Below are 21,907 nucleotides of genomic sequence, written 5' to 3'. Positions count from 1 at the left end.
ATGACGATCCGCTCCGATGTCGCCGACGGCGGGTAGTCTGGCTGACATGAGCGCAGCCGTCCCCACGCCGTACGAAGACCTCCTCCGCGACGTGCTGGAGAACGGGACGCACAAGTCCGATCGCACGGGCACGGGCACCACGAGCGTGTTCGGCCGACAGATCCGCTTCGATCTCTCCGAGGGCTTCCCGCTCGTCACGACCAAGCGCGTCCACTTCAAGTCCATCGCGTACGAGCTGCTGTGGTTCCTGCGCGGTGACTCCAACGTGCGGTGGCTGCAGGAGCACGGCGTGAGCATCTGGGACGAGTGGGCCGACGAGCAGGGCGATCTGGGACCCGTCTACGGTGTGCAGTGGCGATCCTGGCCGACGCCGGACGGCCGCAGCATCGACCAGTTGTCCGAGGTGATCGAGCAGATCCGCGCGACGCCGGACTCGCGCCGTCTGATCGTGTCGGCGTGGAACCCGGCCGACATCCCCGACATGGCGCTCGCGCCGTGCCACGCGCTGTTCCAGTTCTACGTCGCCGACGGCAAGCTGTCGTGCCAGCTCTACCAGCGCAGCGCCGACCTCTTCCTCGGAGTGCCGTTCAACATCGCCTCCTACGCATTGCTCACGATGATGATCGCGCAGCAGGTCGGTCTCGAGCCCGGCGACTTCGTTTGGACCGGCGGTGACTGCCACATCTACGACAACCATGTCGAGCAGGTGCGCGAGCAGCTGAGCCGCGATGCCTTCCCGGCCCCGACGCTGCGCTTCGCGCGCACTCCGGACTCGGTGCTCGACTACCGGTACGACGATTTCGTGGTGGAGGACTACCGACACCATGCGCCGATCCGGGCGGCGGTGGCGGTATGACCTGGGTCGGCCTGATCTGGGCGGAGGCGAAGCGCGGGGTCATCGGCGCCGAGGGCGGCATGCCGTGGAACGTCCCCGAAGACCTCGCGCACTTCAAGGACACCACCCTCGGAGCCCCGGTCATCATGGGTCGCAAGACCTGGGACTTCCTCCCCGAGCGATTCAGACCCCTACCGGGACGCGAGAACGTCGTCATCACGCGTCAGCAGGACTGGTCCGCCGAGGGCGCGACCCACGCCGCCACGGTCGAGGAGGCCGTCCGCGGTCACGATCGCGTCTGGATCATCGGCGGTGCGGAGATCTTCCGTCAGGTGATCGCCGACGCGGACCGGCTCGAGGTCACCGAGCTCGACCTCGACGTCGACGGCGATGCCTTCGCGCCGTCGATCGAGGGCTGGCGACTGACCGACGACGGAGAGTGGAAGACCTCACGCACCGGCATCCGCTATCGCTTCCGGGGATACGAGCGCTGATGCCCACCGCACTCATCACGGGCGCCAGCGCGGGACTGGGAGCCGAGTTCGCGCGCCAGCTCGCCCGGCGCCGCGCCGATCTGATCCTCGTGGCTCGTTCGGTCCAGACTCTCGACGAGCTCGCGGCAGAGCTGCGGAGCGAGTACGGCGTCGCCGTCGAGGTCCTCGCCGCCGATCTCGCGGTCGAGGAGGAGGTGGAGGCCGTCGCGGCACGTCTCCGCGACGTGGACGACCCCGTCGACCTGCTCGTGAACAACGCAGGCTTCGGGCTTCCGCTGCAGTTCGCGGACAATGACATCGACGACGAGGTGCGGCATTTGCGAGTGCACGTCGAAGCCTCCATGCGCCTCATGCACGCGGCCCTCCAGACCATGCGCGGACGCGGAGGACGCATCATCAACGTCGCCTCGGTCGCCGGATTCATCTCTCGTTCGACGTATTCGGCGTGCAAGAGCTGGCTCATCGGATTCAGCCGCTGGGCGAACACCGAGTACGCTCGCGACCGCGTCAGTGTGACCGCGGTGTGCCCGGGATTCACGCACACCTCGTTCCACGAGCGCATGGGCCTCGAGCCCGGGCGTGAAGGCGTGCCCGCTCCGATGTGGCTCGACGCGCGCGACGTCGTGCGCCAGGGCCTGCGCGATGCGGCCCTGGGCAGGTCGGTCTCGATCCCGTCGCTGCGCTACAAGGCGATCGTGGCGGTCGCCGGGCTGCTGCCGAGTTCCCTCACGTCCGGCATCGCCCGCCGGGGTCGCGTCTGATCCCTTCCGGTGGCGGAACCCCGCTCAGCGGAACCGGCCCAGGTGGATGCCGGCCAATGCGATCGCGGCGATGGTCTCGCCGTCGGTGATGCGTCCGTCTGAGATCATCGCCAGGACCTCTCCGAACGGCACCCAGTCGACCGCGTCGATGCCCTCCTCGGCGCGGGAATGGGAGTCGGCTGCGGCGGCGTCGCCGAGCCGACGCGCGAGGAACACGTGCTCGGACGCATCCGCGACGCCGTTCAGCGCGTTCATGGTGCCGAGGAGCGTCCACTCGTCGGCCTCGACACCCGTCTCCTCGAGGAGTTCGCGGCGGGCGGCCACCAGGGGATCCTCGCCGTCGCCCCCGCCGGCCGGAACTTCGACGGACCTGCCGGTCGTGTATCTCTCGAGTGTCACGAGACAGATGCGGTCCTCTTCGTCCATCGCGACGATGAAGACCGCGGCGTTGCGCACCGTGACGACGCCGTAGATCCCATCGCCGCCCGGACCGGTGACCTGATCCTCTCGCACCTCGATCCAGCGATTCCCGTAGACGACCGACGACCCGTGCGTGACCCATGCCATGCGTCCGAGCCTAGGCGTCTCCGTAGGATGGCACGCATGGGATGGCTCTTCGGCAGGAAGCGCGAACCGCAGGACGCGAACGAGACGCTGCGGCGCTACAACGAGGCCGAGGCGGCGCGACTCGCCGACATGGCGAGCGGCGCGCCGACGGTCGCGACAGGGGAGCCTCTCGCCGTGGCGACGTCCTCGACGGAGTTCGCGGTCGAGGACGTGTTCACGATCACGGGTCGGGGCATCGTCGCGACGGGCACCGTGACCTCGGGGGTGCTCCGCGTCGGCGATGCGGTAGTCGTGGTCCGCGCCGGTACGACGACCGGATCGACGGAGATCGCCGGGGTCGAGATGTTCCGCAAGACGCTCAAGGAGGCGACCCCGGGCGTGAACGTCGGGCTGCTCCTGCGCGGCAAGGTCGATGTCGCAAGAGGCGACGTCATCCGCCCTGCCCCGTCCGCGTGAGCGGTCGCCGAACCGATACGCTGGGTGCATGACGCACTCGGGCAATCCATTCGGACAGGTTCTCGTCGCGCTCGTCACTCCGATGACGGCCGACGGCGAAGTCGACTGGCCCGCCGTCGAGAAGCACATCGATGACGTGATCACCGCGGGAGCGGACGGCATCGTCGTGACGGGAACGACCGGCGAGACCTCGACCCTCACCGATCCCGAGAAGCTCAAGCTCGTCGAGGTCGGCAAGTCCGTCTCGGCAGGACGGGCGAAGATCATCACGGGTGGCGGCTCGAACGAGACCGCGCACGCGATCGAGCTCTACAAGGCCAGCGAGAAGGCCGGCGCCGACGGCATCATGATCGTCACTCCCTACTACAACAAGCCCACCCAGGCGGGCATCCTCACGCACTTCCGCCTCGTCGCGGACGCCACCGACCTGCCGGTGATCCTGTACGACATCCCAGGACGCACGGGTGTGCCGATCAAGTACGAGACGATCCTCCGACTCGCCAAGCACCCCAACATCCTCGCCGTGAAGGACGCCAAGGGCGACTTCTCCGAGGTCAGCCGGGTGCTGAACCAGACCGACCTCATGTACTTCTCCGGCGACGACGCGAACGTGCTGCCGCATCTCGCGATCGGCGCGACCGGACTGATCGGCGTCACGGCGAACATCGCGGCGACCCCGTACCGCACGATCGTGGATGCCGTGAATCGCGGCGATCTGGCGGCGGCGACCGCCGAGCACCAGCGCCTCGAGCCTCTCGTGCGTGCGGTCATGACGCACGTGCCTGGCACCGTCGCGGCGAAATACATCCTGCACGGACTCGGACGCATCTCCAGCCCGCGCGTCCGTCTGCCGCTGGTGGGTCCGGAGGAGTGGGAGGCCGCCCTCATCGAGGACGAACTCGACCTCGTCAAGGACGTCCCCGGCGCCGACTTCTCGAACTTCCGTCCCGACCGCAACGCCGCCGCCGGCGGCGCACTGCCGAAGGTGCACGGCACGACACGCTGATACAGGCCGCGGTGCGCCGCGCCACCATGAACGACCGGACGCGTGGAGCGTCCGACTGAGGAGAGCGCATGTCCATTCCGATCGCAGATCCCGCCGCCCTCGAGAAGGGGACGCTGCGCGTCATCCCGCTCGGCGGTCTCGGCGAGGTCGGCCGCAACATGACCGTCTTCGAGTTCGAGGGCAAGATCCTGATCGTCGACTGCGGCGTGCTGTTCCCTGAAGAGCACCAGCCGGGTGTCGACCTGATCCTGCCCGACTTCGAGCCGATCAAGGATCGCCTCGACGACATCGTGGGCGTCGTCCTCACGCACGGGCACGAGGACCACATCGGCGCCGTGCCGTATCTGCTGCGACTCAAGAGCGACATCCCGCTGATCGGGTCCGGGCTGACCCTCGCGCTCGTCGAGGCGAAGCTCAAGGAGCACCGCATCAAGGCGTTCACGCTCACGGTCAAGGAGGGCCAGCGCGAGCAGGTCGGCCCCTTCGACCTCGAGTTCGTCGCCGTCAACCACTCGATCCCGGATGCGCTCGCGGTCGCGATACGCACCCCGGCGGGCATGGTGCTCGCGACCGGCGACTTCAAGATGGACCAGCTGCCGCTGGACGGTCGCATCACCGACCTCCGGGCGTTCGCGCGTCTGGGGGAGGAAGGTGTCGACCTGTTCCTCGTCGACTCGACGAACGCCGACGTGCCCGGTTTCACGCCCACCGAGCGCTCGATCGGTCCGGTGCTCGACCAGGTGATCGCCAAGGCCCCTCGTCGCGTGATCGTCGCGAGCTTCTCGAGCCACGTCCACCGCGTGCAGCAGGTCATCGATGCCGCGCACGCCCACGGCCGCCGTGTCGCCTTCCTCGGACGCAGCATGGTGCGGAACATGACCATCGCCGAGCAGCTCGGCTATCTCAAGGTGCCGGACGGCGTCCTGATCGACTTCAAGAAGGCGCGCGACCTGCCGGACGACCGGATCGTGTACATGTCGACGGGATCGCAGGGCGAGCCGATGGCGGTGCTCAGCCGCATGGCGAACCTCGACCACGCGATCGAGATCAGCGAGGGCGACACCGTGATCCTCGCCTCCAGCCTCATCCCGGGCAACGAGAACGCGGTGTACCGCGTGATCGACGGCCTCACCAAGCTCGGCGCCAACGTCGTGCACAAGGCGAACGCCCGCGTGCACGTGTCCGGCCATGCCGCAGCGGGCGAGCTCATCTACTGCTACAACATCCTGAAGCCGAGGAACGTGCTTCCCGTGCACGGCGAGTACCGTCACCTCATGGCGAACGCCAAACTCGCGCAGGACACCGGGATCGCGGCGGAGCGCACGATCATCGCCTCGAACGGCACCGTGATCGACCTGAAGGACGGCGACGCACGCGTGGCCGGACAGCTCGATCTCGGCTTCGTCTACGTCGACGGATCGACGGTCGGCGCGATCACGGACGCCGACCTCAAGGATCGCCGCATCCTCGCCGAAGAGGGCTTCGTCTCGGTCATCGTGGTGGTGGATGCCGCGACGGGACGCATCATCTCGGGGCCGGAGATCCATGCGCGAGGCATCGCGGAGGATGACTCCGTGTTCGACGACGTCGCCCCGAAGATCGTCGCGGCGCTCAAGGAGGCCTCGGGCAACGGTGTGCGTGACACGCACGCCCTCTCTCAGGTGGTCCGTCGCACGATCGGGCGTTGGGTGAACCAGAAGCTCCGTCGCCGTCCGATGATCGTCCCGCTCGTCATCGAGGCCTGATCCCGGCGTCCGTGGACTCGCGGGCGCCCGTCATCCCGTCGTAACACCCTCGTCCTATGCTCGGGCTATGGACACGGGCTTCACGTCGCGCAGGGCCGTGCAGACGGATGCGGCGTTCCTCGGCGACATGCTCGTCGAGGCGGCTAACTGGCGCGCCGGGGGAGCCCGACCGCGACACGAGGTGCTCACATCGTCGGAGCATCGGCGCTACCTCGCGGGATGGAAGCGCACGGCCGACGACGGAGTGGTGGCGGTGGACCGTGACGATGCGCCGATCGGCGCCGCGTGGTACCGCACGCTCCCGCAGGACGATGCGGGATTCGGATTCATCGGCGTCGCCGTGCCGGAGCTGATCATCGGGGTGCACCCGCTGTGGCGTGCGCGCGGGGTGGGTCGCTCCTTGCTGCGTGACGTCGTGGGACTCGCCGCCGCGCAAGGATACGCGCGGATCAGTCTGAGCGTGGAGCGCGACAACTTCGCCCGCAATCTCTACCGAGCGGAGGGATTCACCGTGGTGTCGGAGACGGCGCACCGCGCGACGATGGCCAGGTCCACACGCTGAGCGTGAGCCTGGGGATGCGCGGAATGCCGCGTCATTACGGGGCAATGTCGGCTGTTGGCTTTAGCGTGGGAGCATGGCCAGGAGTACCACGAAGACTGAGCGCGCATCGAGCAGCGCGTCGTCGCGCCCGAAGCGGGCGTCCTCGCCGAAGACTCAGGCTGCGCCGAAGAAGTACATCGACGACGTCGACAAGCCTCCCGTGATCGTCCGCGCGTGGGGTGGGTTGGCGCATGGCGTGGGCGGACTGTTCCGTGCGTTCGGGCCCGAGACCCTCGAGAAGGACGACCGTCGCGACGGCTTCCCGTTCTTCCTCGTGCTGCTGGCGATCGCCGGGGCCGTGAACGAATGGTTCTTCATCGGCAGCGAGGTCGCGGCGAACATCAGCGCGTACTCGGTCGGCCTGTTCGTCGGGCGGGTCGCGTTCTTCATGCCGGTCCTGCTTCTCCTGCTGGCCGGCTGGCTGTTCCGCCATCCGTCCTCCGTGCACGACAACGGGCGCATCGGCATCGGGTTCGGGATGTTCGTGCTCGCCCTCTCCGGCATCTTCCACGTGGCAGGTCCCCGTCCGCATCCGAACCAGGGCATGCCCGCGCTGAGCGAGTCCGGCGGGCTCCTCGGCTGGCTGATCGGACAGCCGCTCACATACCTGACCGACATCCCGGCCTATATCGTGCTGTCGCTGCTGGTCGTGCTCAGCATCCTCATCCTGACCAAGACACCGCCGAACCGCATCGGTCAGCGTCTGGGCGACCTCTACGCGTGGATGTTCGACGCCGAGCGGGTGGAGAAGCCGGCCAAGGATGCCGCGCCCGTCGACGACGCCGACAAGGTCGACGACCCCGACGTCCTGCCTTGGTGGCGCCGCAACAAGACGGGCCGCGAGGAGGACCCCGACGAAGGGTCGCTCGGATCCGACGACATCACTGCGCTGCTCGGGGACGCGGAGGCGACTCCGGCCTACGACCAGGCAGTGACCGTGGCGAACCCCTACGACGCCGCCACCGAGGTCATCTCGGACGTGCGCTCCGTCACCGACGCGCTCGCTGAGCAGCAGACGACCGCGCTGCTGGACGACGACTCCGACACGGGTGAGATGCCCGAGCTCCCGGGTCTCGATGGCTTCGGCACGGAAGGGCCAGGGGATCGTGGACCGCAGGCTCCGGTCGTGCCCTACGTCCTGCCGTCGCCGGGAGTGCTCGCGGAGGGCCCGCCGTCCGTAGCCCGATCCGAGGCGAACGATCGTATCGTCGAGCAGATCACCAGCGTCCTGTCGCAGTTCAACGTCGATGCCAAGGTCACCGGCTTCTCGCGGGGGCCGACGGTCACGCAGTACGAGGTCGAGGTCGGTCACGGCGTCAAGGTCGAGAAGATCCTGCAGCTCAGCAACAACTTCGCCTACGCCGTCGCGTCGAACGACGTGCGCATCCTGTCGCCGATCCCCGGCAAGAGCGCGATCGGCATCGAGATACCGAACACGGATCGGGAGACCGTCTCCTTGGGCGACGTGCTGCGTTCCCAGGCTGCGCAGAAGAGCACGCATCCGCTGACCATCGGCGTCGGCAAGGACGTCGGCGGCAACTTCGTGACGGCGAACCTGGCCAAGATGCCGCACCTCCTGGTCGCGGGATCCACCGGCTCGGGTAAGTCGAGCTTCGTGAACTCCATGATCACGAGCCTCCTCATGCGCGCGCGCCCGTCCGATGTGCGGATGGTCCTGATCGACCCGAAGCGCGTCGAGCTCACGAGCTACGCGGGCGTCCCGCATCTCATCACCCCCATCATCACGAACCCGAAGAAGGCCGCCGAGGCGCTGCAGTGGGTCGTGAAGGAGATGGACATGCGGTACGACGACCTCGCGTCGTTCGGCTTCCGTCACATCGACGATTTCAACAAGGCGGTCCGCGCCGGCGAGGTCGAGGTCCCTGTGGGCAGTGAGCGCGTGCTCAAGCCGTACCCGTACCTCCTCGTCGTGGTCGACGAGCTCGCCGACCTCATGATGGTGGCGCCGCGCGACGTCGAGGACTCGATCGTGCGAATCACGCAGCTCGCCCGCGCCTCCGGCATCCACCTGGTGCTCGCGACGCAGCGACCGAGCGTCGACGTGGTGACGGGTCTGATCAAGGCGAACGTCCCGTCGCGTCTCGCCTTCGCCGTGACCAGCGTCACCGACAGTCGGGTGATCCTCGACAGCCCCGGCGCCGACAAGCTCATCGGCCAGGGTGACGCGCTGTTCTCGCCCATGGGGTCGTCCAAGCCGTTCCGTCTGCAGGGCGCATGGGTCGACGAGAAGGAGATCGACGCGGTCGTCAAGCATGTGACCCGCCAGGCACGGCCCGAGTACCGCGCGGACGTGCAGGAGGCCATGGAGCCGGCCAAGAAGAAGGAGGTCGACGAGGACATCGGCGACGACCTCGAGCTGCTTCTCGCGGCCGCCGAGCTCATCGTGTCCTCGCAGTTCGGCTCGACCTCGATGCTGCAGCGCAAGCTCCGGGTGGGCTTCGCCAAGGCCGGTCGCCTCATGGATCTCCTCGAGTCCCGCGAGGTCGTCGGCCCCTCCGAGGGCTCGAAGGCGCGAGACGTGCTCGCGACGCCCGAGCAGCTTCCGCAGGTCATGGCGAAGCTCCGAGGCGAGGATGCTCCCTCCGTGCCCGCTGCCGCACCTGCTGCTCCCGCGGCGGCCGCGCCGGCCGCATCTCCGCGCGACCCGGTCGAGGCGCAGTACGACGGTCTGCCTGTGGTCGAGGCCGAGGGCGGCGACGAGGACGCCTGGGGCCTCACGGGGCGCGACTGATGGCGATCCCTCGGCAGCTCCCCAATGCGATCACGGTCGCGCGGATCCCGCTTGCGGTGATCTTCTTCGTCGTCCTGCTGCTCGGCGGGACCTACGGGATCCCCGACATCGCGCTCCGCTGGATCGCGGGAGTGCTGTTCGTGGTCGCGATCTCCACGGACTGGGTCGACGGATACCTCGCACGGCGCTACGACATCGTCAGCGACTTCGGGAAGCTCTGGGACCCGATCGCCGACAAGCTGCTCACAGGTGCCGGATTCATCGGGCTCGCGATCCTGGGCGAGCTGAACTGGTGGTTGGTCATCGTCATCCTGATCCGCGAGTGGGGGATCACGGTGCATCGCCTGATGGTCGCGAGCGAGCACGTCGTCGCGGCGGCGTGGATGGGCAAGATCAAGACCGCGGTGCAGGGCGTCGCGCTTTCGTGGGCGCTGCTGCCGTTGCACGTTGTGATCGGTCTCGGGCCGTGGACGCTCATCACCGCGATCCTGATGGTCGCCGTGCTGGTGCTGACGGTCGCGAGTGGGATCGACTACATCATCGCCCAGGTCCGGGGTTCTCGGCGGACCTCATGACCCCAGCCGCGGAGGCCGTCGCGGTGCTCGTCGGGCGCGGATGGACGCTCGGAGTGGCCGAGTCGCTCACAGGCGGCGCTGTCGCCGCCGAGGTCGTCTCCGTTCCCGGGGCATCGGCCGCGCTGTGGGGCGGTGTGATCGCGTATGCGACTCCCGTCAAGCACAGCGTCCTCGGCGTGGACGAAGACCTGCTCGCGAAGCACGGTCCCGTCCATCCCGAAGTCGCCCTGCAGATGGCGGAGGGCGTGCGGCGCGCGGTCGCGGTCGGACGGCCGAGCGACGTCGGCATCGCTACCACCGGTATCGCCGGCCCGGACTCGCCCGACGGGCAGCCGGTCGGCACCGTTCACGTGGCGGTCGTGACTCCGGACGGTTCATTGAGCGAGTCGTTCCGGTTCTCCGGCGATCGAGCGGACATCCGCGCGCAGTCAGTGGATGCCGTGCTCGACGCGCTCTGCCGACTCGTTCGGGAATAGCACCGTGGGCGAGTCCGTTGACATGAATGTGCTCACATCGAAAGCACAGCGTGCGAAGGTAGATTCTGTGACAGTCCTTAGGGCTAGACTGGCGATTCCATCGGGGGAGACCTCGAGTGGGCGATCTGGGAGGAGGTTCCGATGATTCTTGTACGACAGGAAATCGGCGATGTGCTGAGGGACTTCCGCCTGCAGAAGGGGCGTACGCTCCGGCAGGTTGCGAGCAAGGCGTCCGTGGCCCTCGGCTACCTCAGCGAGGTGGAGCGGGGTCAGAAGGAAGCTTCGAGTGAGATCCTCGCCTCTGTGGCGGATGCGCTCGACGTTCCCATCTCGACCATCATGCGCGAGGTCGGCGACCGCATCTCGGTGCTCGAGGGCATCCAGGTCTTCCCGGACGTCGTGCCGGACGACCTGGTGGCATCCGTCGAGCCCGAGCTCACGCTCCGCTGATCGCCGACTCTGAGACCCTCCGTGCGACGCAGTGAATTCCTTCGCGCCGTGGACGCGGAGTTCGGGGGGCGGGCCTCGTCTCTGGTGAGCGACCTGGTGCTGACGCAGCTTTCCGGCCGCACGGCCGAGCAGGCACTGGACGCGGGCGTATCGCCACGCGACATCTGGCTGGCGCTGTGCGCCGAGACCGAAGTGCCGGTCGAGCGTCGACACGGCGCCGGACGTCTCGAACCCCGTCGGCACTGAGTTCCCCGAATCTCACGGATCTTCGTCTCTGCGACACGGCGGTTCGGCGTGTCGTCGAAGGTGTGTTCGAAACACGCGTAGTCTTCTGCACAAGTGGTTCCGAGATCTCGTTATCCCCGTTCTCCGGCACCGACGACGCAATGTCGGAGGTGACTCGTACGGTGTGAAACAGGCCGAAGAGCCATACGCCTTGTCGGAGAGTTCCGCCCATCCCGGGTGGGCCGCGACAGCCTACAGGCGGCATCACGCGAGCAGAAGGAGCACGACATGCCATCACCCGCCGACCGCGAGAAGTCCCTCGAGACAGCACTCGCCCAGATCGACCGCCAGTTCGGAAAAGGCTCGGTCATGCGGCTGGGAAGCGACGAGCGCGCTCCTGTCGCGGTGATCCCGACCGGTTCGATCGCCCTCGACGTCGCGTTGGGCGTCGGAGGTCTCCCGCGTGGCCGCATCGTCGAGATCTACGGACCCGAGTCCTCCGGTAAGACGACCCTCACGCTGCATGCGATCGCCAATGCACAGCGCTCCGGCGGCATCGCGGCCTTCATCGACGCCGAGCACGCCCTCGACCCGGACTACGCCGCCAAGCTCGGCGTCGACATCGACGCGCTGCTCGTCTCCCAGCCCGACACCGGTGAGCAGGCGCTCGAGATCGCCGATATGCTCGTGCGCTCCGGAGCGATCGACCTGATCGTGATCGACTCGGTCGCAGCCCTGGTGCCGCGTGCCGAGATCGAGGGCGAGATGGGAGACTCGCACGTCGGTCTCCAGGCCCGACTGATGTCGCAGGCTCTCCGCAAGCTGACCGGTGGTCTCAACCAGACCAACACCACGATGATCTTCATCAACCAGCTGCGCGAGAAGATCGGCGTGTTCTTCGGCTCTCCGGAGACCACCGCCGGTGGTAAGGCGTTGAAGTTCTATGCCTCGGTCCGCATGGACATCCGTCGCATCGAGACGCTCAAGGACGGTACCGACGCTGTCGGAAACCGCACCAGGGTCAAGGTCGTCAAGAACAAGATGGCTCCGCCCTTCAAGCAGGCGGAGTTCGACATCCTCTACGGCGTCGGAATCTCCCGCGAGGGCAGCCTGATCGACTTCGGCGTCGACCACGGCATCGTCAAGAAGTCGGGGTCCTGGTACACCTACGACGGTGATCAGCTCGGGCAGGGCAAGGAGAACGCCCGGAACTTCCTGATCAAGAACCCCGACATCGCGCTGACGATCGAGACGCAGATCAAGCAGAAGCTCGGTATCGGAGGCGCCGCTCCCGCAGCACCGGCCGACGAGCTCGCCGAGCGTCGTCCGGCCTGACCATGACGACACGAGACGACGGGGGCGCATCCGACCGGATCGCCCCCGTCATCCCGCTCTTCGGACACGCCCGCGGCGCGTCCCGCTCTTCCCGCGGGACGTCGGATCCGACGTCGGACCTTGCTGAGACCGGGGAACGGTCACGTCGATCTTCCGCACCAGGACGTTCGGACGACGAAGGCAACGCGATCCCGCAGCGCACGGACGACGGAGGGCTGTGGCGGACGACATGGGACGACAGCCCACGTCGATCGACGCATCCGATCCGGTCTGCAGGACAGGGCGCAGTGTTCGGATCCTCTGCCGACGACGAGCGGACCGGGCCGAGCGATCGGCATCCCGCTCGGGGCAACCACCGCAGTGCCGGTCTGCGTGCCCTGAACGACAGCATCGATCGGATCGACGACAGCGCGACGACGGCACCGGACGTCCGCGCGGCCGCAGAGGAGCTGCTGGTTCGGAAGCTTCGCTCGAGGTCGTTGTCGGCATCGGAGGCACGGCTCATTCTGCGCGGCGTGGATCAGGATGGTGCCAGGCTCGATGCAGGCACCGTGGACGACATCATCGATGAGTTCACGCGACGTGGCTATCTCGACGATGCGCAGCTCGCAGGGCAGCTCGTCGCCGCGGGTATCGAACGCAAGGGACAGGGTCGCGTGGCGCTCTCCCGGGCGCTCGCACAACGAGGGATCCCTCGCGAGGTCATCGATGCGGCGCTGGACGAGCTGCCGGACGACGACGCCGAACGTGCTCTCGAGTACGCGCGCTCCAAAGCGCGGTCGCTCAGCCGATTGGACGCCGACACCGCACTGCGCAGACTCGTCGGCCAGCTCGCGCGGCGAGGCTACAACGGGGGCATCGCGATGTCTGCGGCCAAGACTGCGCTCGCGGAGGCGACTTTCGGGCGACCGGCTTCCGGCGTGCGTTTCGTGGACTCCGACTGAATCCGCTCGCACGGAGTGCGCTCGTACAATAGGAGCATCATGACTACTCCGCGCAGTGAACCGACGATCATCGCGTCGTCGTCGGCAGCCATCGACCTCGACGGGCATCGGCGATCCTACGAGGTCCGCACGTTCGGATGCCAGATGAACGTGCACGACTCGGAGAGACTGTCCGGGTCGCTGGAGAGCGCCGGCTACGTCCGCGCCGAGCTCGGCGACGAAGCCGATGTCGTGATCATCAACACGTGCGCCGTGCGCGACAACGCCGCTGGCAAGCTCTACGGCACGCTCGGCCAACTCGCCGCAGTGAAGCGGCGCAAGGGCGGCATGCAGATCGCCGTCGGCGGATGCCTCGCCCAGATGGACAAGCAGGCCGTTCTCGACAAGGCGCCATGGGTCGACGTGGTCTTCGGCACGCACAACATGGGGTCGCTCCCGGGTCTGCTCGAGCGGGCGCGCCACAACGGCGAAGCCGAGCTGGAGATCCTCGAATCCCTCGAGGTGTTCCCCTCGACGCTCCCGACCAAGCGGGACTCCGCGCACAGCGGCTGGGTCTCGATCTCCGTCGGGTGCAACAACACGTGCACCTTCTGCATCGTTCCCAGTCTGCGCGGCAAGGAGAAGGACCGCCGCCCCGGCGACATCCTGAACGAGATCCGACTGCTCGTCGAGGACGGCGCGATCGAGGTCACCCTGCTGGGTCAGAACGTCAACTCCTACGGTGTCGAGTTCGGCGACCGTCAGGCATTCGGCAAGCTGCTCCGCGCGGCGGGCGAGATCGACGGGCTCGAGCGCATCCGGTTCACGAGCCCGCACCCCGCGGCATTCACGGACGACGTGATCGACGCCATGGCCGAGACGCCGAACGTGATGCCGCAGCTGCACATGCCGCTCCAATCCGGCAGCGACCGCATCCTCAAGGCGATGCGCCGTTCGTACCGGAGCGATCGCTTCCTCGGCATCCTCGACCGCGTCCGTGAGCGGATCCCGCACGCCGCCATCACCACCGACATCATCGTCGGGTTCCCGGGCGAGACCGAGGCCGATTTCGAGGACACGATGCGGGTCGTCGAGCAGGCCCGCTTCTCGAGCGCCTTCACATTCCAGTACTCGATCCGCGAGGGCACGCCTGCGGCGACGATGGACGAGCAGGTGCCTAAGGCCGTCGTCCAGGAGCGGTACAACCGACTGATCGCCCTGCAGGAGCGGATCTCCCTCGAGGAGAACCAGAAGCAGGTCGGTCGGGAGGTCGAGGTCCTCGTCTCCACCGGCGAGGGCAAGAAGGACACCGAGACCCACCGACTCACCGGCCGCGGCGAGGACAACCGTCTCGTCCACTTCGAGGTGACCCCCGGTTCGCCGATCCCGCGTCCCGGCGACGTCGTCACCGTGACGATCAGCCACGCCGCGCCCTTCCACCTGCTTGCCGACGATCCTTCCGGGGCCCCGCTGCGCATCCGGCGTACGCGCGGGGGAGACGCGTGGGACCGCGCGCAGGCAGAATCGTGCGCGGTGCCGGCACCGAGCGTCGAGGGCGGCCCCCGTGCGGTCTCGCTGGGGCTGCCCACGCTGCGCGTCGGCGTGTGACCGTCACGGCTCCCGGCATGCCGCAGCCCCGGCTCTGGGTCATCGCGGGGGCGACCGGCACGGGCAAGAGCGATCTCGCCCTCGATCTCGCGGACGCGCTGCGTCTCCGCGGGAATCCCGCCGAGATCGTGAACGCCGACGCCATGCAGCTCTATCGCGGCATGGACATCGGCACGGCCAAGCTCCCCGAGAGTGAGCGGCGCGGTATCCCGCATCATCTGTTCGACGTGCGCGAGGTCGATCAGGACGCCGCGGTCGCCTGGTATCAGCCACGGGCTCGCGAGGCCATCCAGGCCATCCAGGCGAGCGGCGGCGACGCCATCCTCGTCGGCGGTTCAGGACTCTATGTCTCGAGTGTCATCTACGACTTCGCATTCCCGCCGCGAGACCCGGCGATCCGAGAACGGCTCGAGCACGAACTCGCCGAACACGGCGTCGCCGAGCTCGTCGCACGTCTCCGGACGCTCGACCCCGACACCGCCGCGCGGATCGATCCTCGCAACGAGAGGCGCGTCATCCGCGCCCTCGAGATCGTCGAACAGGGGAGCGCGACGCACGGGGCGGCGCTTCCCGCAGAGCCCGTCCTCTGGCAGCCGCAGAGAACCCGCGTGATCGGTCTGCACGTGGACCGCGCGGACCTCGTCGCGCGACTCGACGCGCGGGTCGAACGCATGTGGCGAGACGGGATGGTCGAGGAGATCGCGCGGCTCCGCGAGCGCGGTCTCGAAGACGGCGTCACCGCCGCACGCGCGATCGGGTACGCGCAGGCGCTCGCGCAGCTGGACGGACGGATGACGCAGGACGAGGCCATCGCGCAGACGCAGGCCCTGACGCGACGCTACGCCCGCCGCCAGGTGTCGTGGTTCAAGCGCTACCCCGAGCTCCAGTGGGTCGACGCCCCCGTCGAAGCGATGACGCTCCTCGACGACTGAGTGAGATCCCGGCGCGAGAAGCCGGCGCGGATGTCCGTGCTCCGTGGCACTGTGTCGACATGGCCACTCACTTCTTCACCGCATCCAGCCTCGACGGATTCATCGCGACCGAGGAGCACTCGCTCGACTGGTTGCTGTCGCGGGACATCGACCAGGAGGGTCCGATGTCGTACCTGCAGTTCGAGAAGCGGATCGGCGCGCTGGCGATGGGCGCGTCGACGTACGAATGGGTCATGCGCCACGAGGACGGGCGCTGGGGATACACGCAGCCCACTTGGGTGTTCACTCATCGCGCCCTCGACGTTCCGGAGGGCGCGGACGTGCGGCTCACCCGATCGGACATCGCCGCCGTGCACGCAGAGATGACGGCCGCGGCCGGTGAGCAGGACATCTGGATCGTCGGAGGCGGCGACCTGGCAGGACAGTTCGCCGATGGCGGACTCCTCGACGAAGTGTGGGTGCAGTACGCGCCCGTGACTCTCGGAGCGGGCGCGCCGCTCCTGCCTCGGGCGCTGGAGCTCGAACTGCTCGACGTTGCGCGCAACAGGGACTTCCTGTGCGGTCGGTACCGGGTGGTCCGCGGCTGAGGCCCGGCGATCCTAGACTCGAGTGATGACCTGGAGTGTGCGCGCCTTCCGTCTTGAGGACACGGAGAGCGTCATCGCTCTCTGGGAAGAGGCCGGACTCACCCGTCCATGGAACGACCCGCGCCTGGACATCCAGCGCAAGCTGTCGGTGCAGCCGGAGCTCTTCCTCGTAGCGGTCGACGACGGCTCGGCGGACTCCGCGGAACCCGCGCTGGTCGGAACCGTGATGGCAGGCTACGACGGTCACCGCGGATGGTTGTACTACCTCGCCTCCGCGACCTCGCACCGCCGTCGCGGCGTGGGACGCGCTCTCGTCGCCGAAGCCGAACGCCTGTTGCTCGGCATGGGGTGCCCGAAGATCCAGCTGATGGTGCGAGAGGGCAACGAACAGGCGCTGGGCTTCTACGACGAACTCGGCTACGAGCGCTTCTCCGTGTCGAACACGGGCAAACGCCTCATCGTGGACGCATAGCCGGGATCCCTAGACTGGGACCATGGTCGCATTCACCAAGGGGCACGGCACCGGCAACGATTTCGTCATCATCGCCGACCCCGACGGCACCCTCGACCTCACAGCTGATCAGGTCGCAGCACTCTGCGATCGACACTTCGGCATCGGCGCCGACGGCATCCTCCGTGTCGTCCGATCCACGGCGATCCCCGAAGGGGCTGCCGCCCTCGCCGAGGAACCCGAGGCCGAGTGGTTCATGGACTACCGCAACGCCGACGGGTCCATCGCGGAGATGTGCGGCAACGGCGTCCGCGTGTTCGTGCACTATCTGCTCCGGTCCGGCCTCGCGACACTCGAACCCGGTTCCACGCTCCCGGTCGGCACCCGCGCCGGTGTCCGCGACATCACACGCAGCGAGAACGGCTACCAAGTCGATCTCGGGCTGTGGAAGCTCTCCGGCGACGACCCGCTCGTCACCGCGGACGGATTGCCCGTCGCCCGACCCGGACTCGGCATCGACGTCGGCAACCCGCACGTCGTGGTCGCCCTCGCCGAGGAAGCGGAGCTCGCCACTCTGGAGCTGCACCGTGCTCCCGAGCTCGACCCCGTGCTGCCCCACGGCGCCAACGTCGAGTTCGTCGTGCCCGGCGAGCCCCTCGTGAGGGACGGAATCGGCCACGTGCGCATGCGTGTCTCGGAGCGCGGGGTCGGCGAGACCCTCAGCTGTGGAACCGGGGTCGCCGCGACGGCCCTCGCCGTCCGGCACTGGGCGGGGGAGAAGGCTCCCGATCACTGGCGGGTCGAGGTTCCGGGAGGCACGCTCGGCGTGCGGATGTTCCCCGCTGAGGACGGCGAGCACGTAGGACTCTCCGGACCCGCGCAGCTGGTGTACAGCGGCGAGGTCGACCTGCTCTGATGGCTGCGTCGAGCGCCATCGGGCTCGTGATCTTCGACTGCGACGGTGTGCTGGTCGACAGCGAGCGGATCTCCGTCGACATCGACCGACGGGTGCTCGGTGAGCTCGGGTGGACGCTCACGAACGAGGAGATCGTGCACCGCTTCGTCGGCCGCTCCGACGCTCACTTCCGTGCGGAGGTCGAGCAGCACCTCGGCCGCCCTCTCGACGACGATTGGGACGCGCCCTACGCGCAGTGGTACCGGGAGGCTTTCGACCGTGATCTCGTGGCGGTGCCCGGGGTGGTCGAGGCGCTCGACGCGGTGAGGGTCCCCAGCTGCGTGGCGTCGAGCGGCTCTCACGCCAAGATCCGACGGAGTCTCAGCCTTACCGGTCTGCTGACGCGGTTCGATGGGCGCATCTTCAGCGCCGAGGACGTACGGGAGGGCAAGCCGGCCCCCGATCTGTTCCTCCATGCTGCCGCTCAGCTCGACGTGCAGCCCGAGCGATGCATCGTCGTCGAAGACAGCCGGCTCGGCGTGCAGGCTGCTCGCGCGGCCGGTATGCGCGTGCTCGGCTATGCGGGCGGCCTCACCCCGGGGGAATGGCTCGAGGCGGAAGGAGCCACCGTGTTCACCGACATGGGCGCGCTTCCCGGACTGCTCGTGACCTGAGTTCGAGCATCATCCCGCGAGGACGAGATCGGTTCAGGAGGCGAGACCCGTGAGCGCGATCGGCTCGGTGGGCGGGGTTCCGTGCTTGCGTACCTTGAGCACTCGATAGCCCTTCGCCGTCGCAGTGCGGAACACGCTGAACCCGGGCGTGAACGTCGCGCCGATCCAGCGCTGCAGCGAATCGGCGCCGAGGTTCCTCTGCACGACGAGCCAGGCGTCGCTGCGCTCGTCGAGCCGCGGGATCCACTTCTCCAGCATCCCGTGCAGTTCGTTCTTCCCGACCCGGATCGGCGGGTTGGAGCGGATGGAGCGGAACACCACGTCGCCGGGAACATCCTCGGGGCGTACGGCGTTGACATTGGTGAGTCCGAGTGCCGTCGCGTTGCGGCGGACGAGGTCCAGAGCCCGCTCGTTCACGTCGACGGCCCAGACCGTCGCATGTGGCGACTGCAGCGCCATGGTGAGCGAGATCGGTCCCCAGCCGCTTCCGAGGTCGAGAAGATGACCGCCCGGCGGCACGGGAGGCATGTTGGCGAAGAGCACCGCAGTTCCGGCGTCCAGCCGATCCGGGCTGAAGACGCCACCGGCGGTGGTGACATCCAGCTCTCGGCCTGCGAGCGATACACGGATTGTTCGCAGATTCTCAGGACTCGCCGGGGCCGCAGTGAAGTAATGGTCGGACCCCATACCGTGAGCGTAGCGGACAGCGCGGGCTAAGGTTAAGGCTCGCAACGAAACCCAGAGAACAGGGACGGATGACGGATACCACGACACACTCGACCGGCGACGACGCGCTCGATCGCGTGCTCGCGAACGCGGAGAAGCGCACCGAGGCGCGCGTGTTCGGAGCCGCTCAGGCGCTGCAGGACGAATCGACGGCCGCGCACGCCCGATCCGACGGCGACCAGTGGGACCTCGAGGATCGCCACGCACTCCGTCGAGTGGGCGGCCTCTCCACCGAGCTCGAAGACGTCACCGAGGTCGAGTACCGTCAGCTGCGGCTCGAGAACGTCGTGCTCGTGGGCGTGTATCCGCAGGGCGCACAGGACGACGCCGAGAACTCTCTGCGCGAACTCGCCGCCCTGGCGGAGACCGCGGGCGCGGTCGTGCTCGACGGTGTGCTGCAGCGCCGTCCGCACCCCGATGCGGCGACCTACATCGGCCGCGGGAAGGCGCAGGAGCTCAAGGACATCGTGGCCGCGACCGGTGCCGACACCGTGATCGCCGACACCGAACTCGCGCCGAGCCAGCGACGTGCACTGGAGGACGTCGTCAAGGTCAAGGTCATCGACCGCACGACGGTCATCCTCGACATCTTCAGTCAGCATGCCAAGAGCCGTGAGGGCAAGGCGCAGGTGGAGCTCGCGCAGCTCGAGTACTTGCTGCCGCGCCTGCGCGGATGGGGCGAGTCCATGAGCCGTCAGGCCGGTGGACAGGTGGGAGCCGGCGGCGCCGGTATGGGCTCGCGTGGTCCCGGTGAGACCAAGATCGAGCTCGATCGTCGTCGCATCCGCACCAAGATGGCTCTGCTGCGTCGGCAGATCCGCGACTTCGGGCCAGCACGGGAGGCGAAGCGCGCTGAGCGGCGTCGGAACACGATCCCCTCCGTCGCGATCGCCGGATACACCAATGCCGGCAAGTCGAGCCTGCTGAACGCGCTCACGAGCGCGGGCGTGCTCGTCGAGAACGCCCTGTTCGCGACGCTGGATGCGACCGTCCGGCGCTCCGAGACCACGGACGGGCGTGTCTACACGCTCACCGACACGGTCGGGTTCGTGCGCAACCTGCCGCATCAGCTCGTCGAGGCCTTCCGGTCGACGCTCGAGGAGGTCGGCGACGCGGACGTCGTGCTGCACGTCGTCGACGGCTCGCATCCCGATCCTGCCGGACAGCTGCAGACCGTCCGCGACGTGATGGGCGACGTCGGTGTACGTGACATGCCGGAGATCGTCGTCTTCAACAAGGCCGACCTGATCACGGAGGACGAGCGGCTCGTGCTGCGCGGACTGGAGCCGAAGGCGCACTTCGTCTCCTCCCGCTCCGGAGAGGGGATCGTCGAGCTGCGCGCCGCGATCGAGGATGCCCTGCCGAAGCCGGCCGTGGAGATCCACGCAGTCGTGCCGTACGATCGCGGAGACCTCGTCGCCGCGATCCACGAGAGCGGGATGCTGCTGTCGGTGGAGCACCGCGAGGAGGGGACCGCCGTCCACGCACGCGTCTCGGAACGACTTGCGGCCGACCTCGAGCCGTTCGCCGTCGACGCCTGACGAGGCGTCAGCGGGCCACGAAGCGCGCCTCCACCGTCGCGGAGATCACGATGTCGTCGGGTTCGTACTGCATGGCGGGGGCGGAGTCCGCAGCGAACGCTGCTCCGCGGGCCGCCTTCATCATCACCGGAGCGCCGGGGGAGGCCTGGCCACTGGAGATGAGGCCGACATCGGCGATCTCCTTCGGTGATACCTCCTGCAACCCGAGCGCACCGGCGTACGCGTGAGCGCGCGTGACGGCGACGCCCACGGCTCGTGCGGCCACCTCTCGCTCGACCTCTGCGCGGGTGTCGGGAGTGAGGTGCCAGTCGACCCAGCCGACCTCGACGCCGTCCCACGAGGAGACATCGGAGACCCAGGTCGACAGCTCGGCGGGATCCGTGAACGTCGCGGTGAGATCGATGCTCGCGTAGTGCACCGGGGCAAGACGCTTGCCCTCGTTGTTCCACGGACGCTCGGCGCGCACCGAGAGCCGTGTGCTCGTCCAGTCGACCACCGTGCCGGCATCCGCCCTGGTCGTGATCGACTCGCGCACGGGTTCGGCGAGGCTCATGACGCGATCGACGACCACGGAACGCTCCGGCCCCTCGGCGCGGACGCTGACCTGGATGGTGGCGCGCTCGGGCGCGACGCGCGCCTCGTGCTCGCCGCGGACGGTGATGGTGACATCGCTCATAGCGCGACTCTACGCCCCCGACCCGAGCGCGTGCGGAATGGCGCAGACGCTGCGGACGTTGTAGTCTGAGATGCTCGGGAGCTCCCCTCACCGAGCTGACAAATCCACAGAGTGACAGCGGCTCCTTCGAGAGAAGGACCACGGGGCTGATCGGTTTCGACAGCGCCTGTGAATCCACGAGAAGCGGGCCGAGGATGCAGAGTTATCTCGTAAACGCTCTCTGCAAAACAATAGTTGCCGAAACCAAGCGCAACGACTTCGCCCTCGCTGCCTAAGCGAGCCCGATAGTCCGTCAGACCGTGTGTGATTCCGACACGGATCCTGGCGTCATCTAGGAATCTTGCTGCGTGACGGCGTCTGGACGTCACGTGGGACTCTTGCCAGGCTGGGCTCGTCGACTTAGGTGTCTGTGACAAAGGTCGGAGCCGAGCAGAACGCCTCCACAGACTGCGCCCGGAGAAGGCGTGGAGACTCAGCGTTGGACGGGGGTTCGATTCCCCCCAGCTCCACAGATGGTGTCAAAGATGTGTATCACCACACTTGAGGTGGGGGTTCAGTATCGAAGTCACCATGTGTATCATCCGAGACAAGTTCAACGTCTCGGAGAACGGTCGCT

The 21,907-nt window shown here is 67.8% G+C and carries 24 protein-coding genes and 1 other RNA gene; 22 read left to right on the top strand and 3 right to left on the bottom strand.

Going from position 1 to position 21,907, the window contains the following annotated elements:
• Window positions 1-46 precede the first annotated feature (46 nt).
• From AKH00_RS02970 to AKH00_RS02960, 3 genes are read left to right on the top strand one after another with little or no spacing between them, the layout of a single operon-like run.
• The gene (locus AKH00_RS02970; RefSeq protein ID WP_050721205.1) at window positions 47-856 is read left to right on the top strand and encodes a thymidylate synthase; all 810 of its coding nucleotides are present in this window, start codon (window positions 47-49) and stop codon (window positions 854-856) included.
• Window positions 853-1,329 (top strand): dihydrofolate reductase, encoded by a 477-nt coding sequence (locus AKH00_RS02965; protein ID WP_050721204.1) that lies wholly within the window; start codon window positions 853-855, stop codon window positions 1,327-1,329. Before AKH00_RS02970 ends, AKH00_RS02965 begins: the two co-directional genes overlap by 4 nt.
• Entirely contained in the window at window positions 1,329-2,090 is a 762-nt protein-coding gene (locus tag AKH00_RS02960; protein ID WP_050721203.1) for an SDR family NAD(P)-dependent oxidoreductase, read from the top strand. Before AKH00_RS02965 ends, AKH00_RS02960 begins: the two co-directional genes overlap by 1 nt.
• Before the next feature lie 24 nt (window positions 2,091-2,114).
• On the opposite strand, the gene AKH00_RS02955 is transcribed toward AKH00_RS02960, so the two are convergent.
• Window positions 2,115-2,657 carry an NUDIX domain-containing protein gene (locus AKH00_RS02955; protein ID WP_050721202.1) on the bottom strand — a complete coding sequence of 181 codons (543 nt, stop codon included), beginning with the start codon at window positions 2,655-2,657 and terminating at the stop codon, window positions 2,115-2,117.
• Window positions 2,658-2,693: 36 nt separating this feature from the next.
• Between AKH00_RS02955 and AKH00_RS02950 the strand changes: the two genes are divergently transcribed.
• The 17 genes from AKH00_RS02950 (at window position 2,694) to AKH00_RS02870 (ending at window position 18,348) form a co-directional block, all read left to right on the top strand.
• Window positions 2,694-3,113: an EF-Tu/IF-2/RF-3 family GTPase gene (locus tag AKH00_RS02950; protein WP_050721201.1), complete on the top strand. Its 420-nt coding sequence runs from the start codon at window positions 2,694-2,696 to the stop codon at window positions 3,111-3,113.
• Window positions 3,114-3,141: 28 nt separating this feature from the next.
• Window positions 3,142-4,119, top strand: coding sequence for a 4-hydroxy-tetrahydrodipicolinate synthase (gene dapA, locus AKH00_RS02945; RefSeq protein ID WP_050721200.1), 978 nt, complete (start codon window positions 3,142-3,144; stop codon window positions 4,117-4,119).
• Window positions 4,120-4,187: 68 nt separating this feature from the next.
• A complete protein-coding gene (locus AKH00_RS02940) occupies window positions 4,188-5,864 on the top strand; it encodes a ribonuclease J (RefSeq protein ID WP_050721199.1) in 1,677 nt (558 codons plus the stop codon).
• 67 nt (window positions 5,865-5,931) lie between these two features.
• Window positions 5,932-6,426 (top strand): GNAT family N-acetyltransferase, encoded by a 495-nt coding sequence (locus tag AKH00_RS02935; protein WP_050721198.1) that lies wholly within the window; start codon window positions 5,932-5,934, stop codon window positions 6,424-6,426.
• 73 nt (window positions 6,427-6,499) lie between these two features.
• The gene (locus AKH00_RS02930; protein WP_050721197.1) at window positions 6,500-9,217 is read left to right on the top strand and encodes an FtsK/SpoIIIE family DNA translocase; all 2,718 of its coding nucleotides are present in this window, start codon (window positions 6,500-6,502) and stop codon (window positions 9,215-9,217) included.
• A complete protein-coding gene (pgsA, locus tag AKH00_RS02925; RefSeq protein ID WP_050721196.1) occupies window positions 9,217-9,792 on the top strand; it encodes a CDP-diacylglycerol--glycerol-3-phosphate 3-phosphatidyltransferase in 576 nt (191 codons plus the stop codon). The genes AKH00_RS02930 and pgsA overlap by 1 nt, the downstream gene beginning before the upstream one ends.
• Window positions 9,789-10,268, top strand: coding sequence for a CinA family protein (locus AKH00_RS02920; RefSeq protein WP_050721195.1), 480 nt, complete (start codon window positions 9,789-9,791; stop codon window positions 10,266-10,268). The genes pgsA and AKH00_RS02920 overlap by 4 nt, the downstream gene beginning before the upstream one ends.
• Window positions 10,269-10,409: 141 nt before the next feature.
• A complete protein-coding gene (locus AKH00_RS02915; protein ID WP_050721194.1) occupies window positions 10,410-10,718 on the top strand; it encodes a helix-turn-helix domain-containing protein in 309 nt (102 codons plus the stop codon).
• Window positions 10,719-10,739: 21 nt separating this feature from the next.
• Window positions 10,740-10,964, top strand: a complete 225-nt coding sequence (locus tag AKH00_RS02910; protein WP_050721193.1) for a DUF3046 domain-containing protein — start codon at window positions 10,740-10,742, stop codon at window positions 10,962-10,964.
• A 267-nt stretch (window positions 10,965-11,231) separates the two neighbouring features.
• Complete coding sequence (gene recA / locus AKH00_RS02905) at window positions 11,232-12,278, top strand: recombinase RecA (protein WP_050721192.1); 1,047 nt, start codon at window positions 11,232-11,234, stop codon at window positions 12,276-12,278.
• A 287-nt stretch (window positions 12,279-12,565) separates the two neighbouring features.
• A complete protein-coding gene (locus AKH00_RS02900; protein ID WP_235556668.1) occupies window positions 12,566-13,222 on the top strand; it encodes a regulatory protein RecX in 657 nt (218 codons plus the stop codon).
• A gap of 39 nt (window positions 13,223-13,261) precedes the next feature.
• Complete coding sequence (gene miaB, locus AKH00_RS02895) at window positions 13,262-14,809, top strand: tRNA (N6-isopentenyl adenosine(37)-C2)-methylthiotransferase MiaB (RefSeq protein ID WP_050721190.1); 1,548 nt, start codon at window positions 13,262-13,264, stop codon at window positions 14,807-14,809.
• A 17-nt stretch (window positions 14,810-14,826) separates the two neighbouring features.
• Window positions 14,827-15,741, top strand: a complete 915-nt coding sequence (gene miaA / locus AKH00_RS02890; RefSeq protein WP_050722010.1) for a tRNA (adenosine(37)-N6)-dimethylallyltransferase MiaA — start codon at window positions 14,827-14,829, stop codon at window positions 15,739-15,741.
• 59 nt (window positions 15,742-15,800) lie between these two features.
• Window positions 15,801-16,328, top strand: coding sequence for a dihydrofolate reductase family protein (locus AKH00_RS02885; RefSeq protein WP_050721189.1), 528 nt, complete (start codon window positions 15,801-15,803; stop codon window positions 16,326-16,328).
• 25 nt (window positions 16,329-16,353) lie between these two features.
• The gene (locus AKH00_RS02880) at window positions 16,354-16,800 is read left to right on the top strand and encodes a GNAT family acetyltransferase (RefSeq protein ID WP_050721188.1); all 447 of its coding nucleotides are present in this window, start codon (window positions 16,354-16,356) and stop codon (window positions 16,798-16,800) included.
• 22 nt (window positions 16,801-16,822) lie between these two features.
• The gene (gene dapF, locus AKH00_RS02875; protein WP_050721187.1) at window positions 16,823-17,695 is read left to right on the top strand and encodes a diaminopimelate epimerase; all 873 of its coding nucleotides are present in this window, start codon (window positions 16,823-16,825) and stop codon (window positions 17,693-17,695) included.
• The gene (locus tag AKH00_RS02870; RefSeq protein ID WP_050721186.1) at window positions 17,695-18,348 is read left to right on the top strand and encodes an HAD family hydrolase; all 654 of its coding nucleotides are present in this window, start codon (window positions 17,695-17,697) and stop codon (window positions 18,346-18,348) included. The genes dapF and AKH00_RS02870 overlap by 1 nt, the downstream gene beginning before the upstream one ends.
• 33 nt (window positions 18,349-18,381) lie before the next feature.
• Here the strand turns inward: AKH00_RS02870 and AKH00_RS02865 are convergent, their stop codons facing one another.
• The gene (locus AKH00_RS02865) at window positions 18,382-19,035 is read right to left on the bottom strand and encodes a class I SAM-dependent methyltransferase (protein WP_050721185.1); all 654 of its coding nucleotides are present in this window, start codon (window positions 19,033-19,035) and stop codon (window positions 18,382-18,384) included.
• Between the two features lie 68 nt (window positions 19,036-19,103).
• Between AKH00_RS02865 and hflX the strand changes: the two genes are divergently transcribed.
• Window positions 19,104-20,615 (top strand): GTPase HflX, encoded by a 1,512-nt coding sequence (gene hflX, locus AKH00_RS02860; RefSeq protein ID WP_050721184.1) that lies wholly within the window; start codon window positions 19,104-19,106, stop codon window positions 20,613-20,615.
• 7 nt (window positions 20,616-20,622) lie between these two features.
• Here the strand turns inward: hflX and AKH00_RS02855 are convergent, their stop codons facing one another.
• Window positions 20,623-21,291, bottom strand: a complete 669-nt coding sequence (locus tag AKH00_RS02855; protein ID WP_050721183.1) for an SIMPL domain-containing protein — start codon at window positions 21,289-21,291, stop codon at window positions 20,623-20,625.
• Window positions 21,292-21,433: 142 nt separating this feature from the next.
• On the opposite strand from AKH00_RS02855, the gene ssrA reads away from it, so the two are divergent.
• Window positions 21,434-21,803: a transfer-messenger RNA gene (ssrA, locus tag AKH00_RS17560) on the top strand.
• Window positions 21,804-21,907 lie beyond the last annotated feature (104 nt).

Source organism: Microbacterium sp. GCS4 (genome assembly GCF_001262495.1).
Lineage (GTDB): Bacteria > Actinomycetota > Actinomycetes > Actinomycetales > Microbacteriaceae > Microbacterium.
This window is presented reverse-complemented; position numbering and strand designations above follow the sequence as displayed.

Coding starts and splice junctions, on each gene's coding strand:
- AKH00_RS02940 (WP_050721199.1), top strand. CDS start 4,188: ATGTCCATTCCGATCGCAGATCCCGCCGCCCTCGAGAAGGGGACGCTG.
- AKH00_RS02965 (WP_050721204.1), top strand. CDS start 853: ATGACCTGGGTCGGCCTGATCTGGGCGGAGGCGAAGCGCGGGGTCATC.
- miaB (WP_050721190.1), top strand. CDS start 13,262: ATGACTACTCCGCGCAGTGAACCGACGATCATCGCGTCGTCGTCGGCA.
- AKH00_RS02880 (WP_050721188.1), top strand. CDS start 16,354: ATGACCTGGAGTGTGCGCGCCTTCCGTCTTGAGGACACGGAGAGCGTC.
- AKH00_RS02865 (WP_050721185.1), bottom strand. CDS start 19,035: ATGGGGTCCGACCATTACTTCACTGCGGCCCCGGCGAGTCCTGAGAAT.
- AKH00_RS02915 (WP_050721194.1), top strand. CDS start 10,410: ATGATTCTTGTACGACAGGAAATCGGCGATGTGCTGAGGGACTTCCGC.
- AKH00_RS02955 (WP_050721202.1), bottom strand. CDS start 2,657: ATGGCATGGGTCACGCACGGGTCGTCGGTCGTCTACGGGAATCGCTGG.
- hflX (WP_050721184.1), top strand. CDS start 19,104: ATGACGGATACCACGACACACTCGACCGGCGACGACGCGCTCGATCGC.
- dapA (WP_050721200.1), top strand. CDS start 3,142: ATGACGCACTCGGGCAATCCATTCGGACAGGTTCTCGTCGCGCTCGTC.
- AKH00_RS02930 (WP_050721197.1), top strand. CDS start 6,500: ATGGCCAGGAGTACCACGAAGACTGAGCGCGCATCGAGCAGCGCGTCG.
- AKH00_RS02960 (WP_050721203.1), top strand. CDS start 1,329: ATGCCCACCGCACTCATCACGGGCGCCAGCGCGGGACTGGGAGCCGAG.
- dapF (WP_050721187.1), top strand. CDS start 16,823: ATGGTCGCATTCACCAAGGGGCACGGCACCGGCAACGATTTCGTCATC.
- AKH00_RS02885 (WP_050721189.1), top strand. CDS start 15,801: ATGGCCACTCACTTCTTCACCGCATCCAGCCTCGACGGATTCATCGCG.
- AKH00_RS02935 (WP_050721198.1), top strand. CDS start 5,932: ATGGACACGGGCTTCACGTCGCGCAGGGCCGTGCAGACGGATGCGGCG.
- recA (WP_050721192.1), top strand. CDS start 11,232: ATGCCATCACCCGCCGACCGCGAGAAGTCCCTCGAGACAGCACTCGCC.
- AKH00_RS02970 (WP_050721205.1), top strand. CDS start 47: ATGAGCGCAGCCGTCCCCACGCCGTACGAAGACCTCCTCCGCGACGTG.
- AKH00_RS02950 (WP_050721201.1), top strand. CDS start 2,694: ATGGGATGGCTCTTCGGCAGGAAGCGCGAACCGCAGGACGCGAACGAG.
- AKH00_RS02870 (WP_050721186.1), top strand. CDS start 17,695: ATGGCTGCGTCGAGCGCCATCGGGCTCGTGATCTTCGACTGCGACGGT.
- pgsA (WP_050721196.1), top strand. CDS start 9,217: ATGGCGATCCCTCGGCAGCTCCCCAATGCGATCACGGTCGCGCGGATC.
- AKH00_RS02920 (WP_050721195.1), top strand. CDS start 9,789: ATGACCCCAGCCGCGGAGGCCGTCGCGGTGCTCGTCGGGCGCGGATGG.
- miaA (WP_050722010.1), top strand. CDS start 14,827: ATGCCGCAGCCCCGGCTCTGGGTCATCGCGGGGGCGACCGGCACGGGC.
- AKH00_RS02855 (WP_050721183.1), bottom strand. CDS start 21,291: ATGAGCGATGTCACCATCACCGTCCGCGGCGAGCACGAGGCGCGCGTC.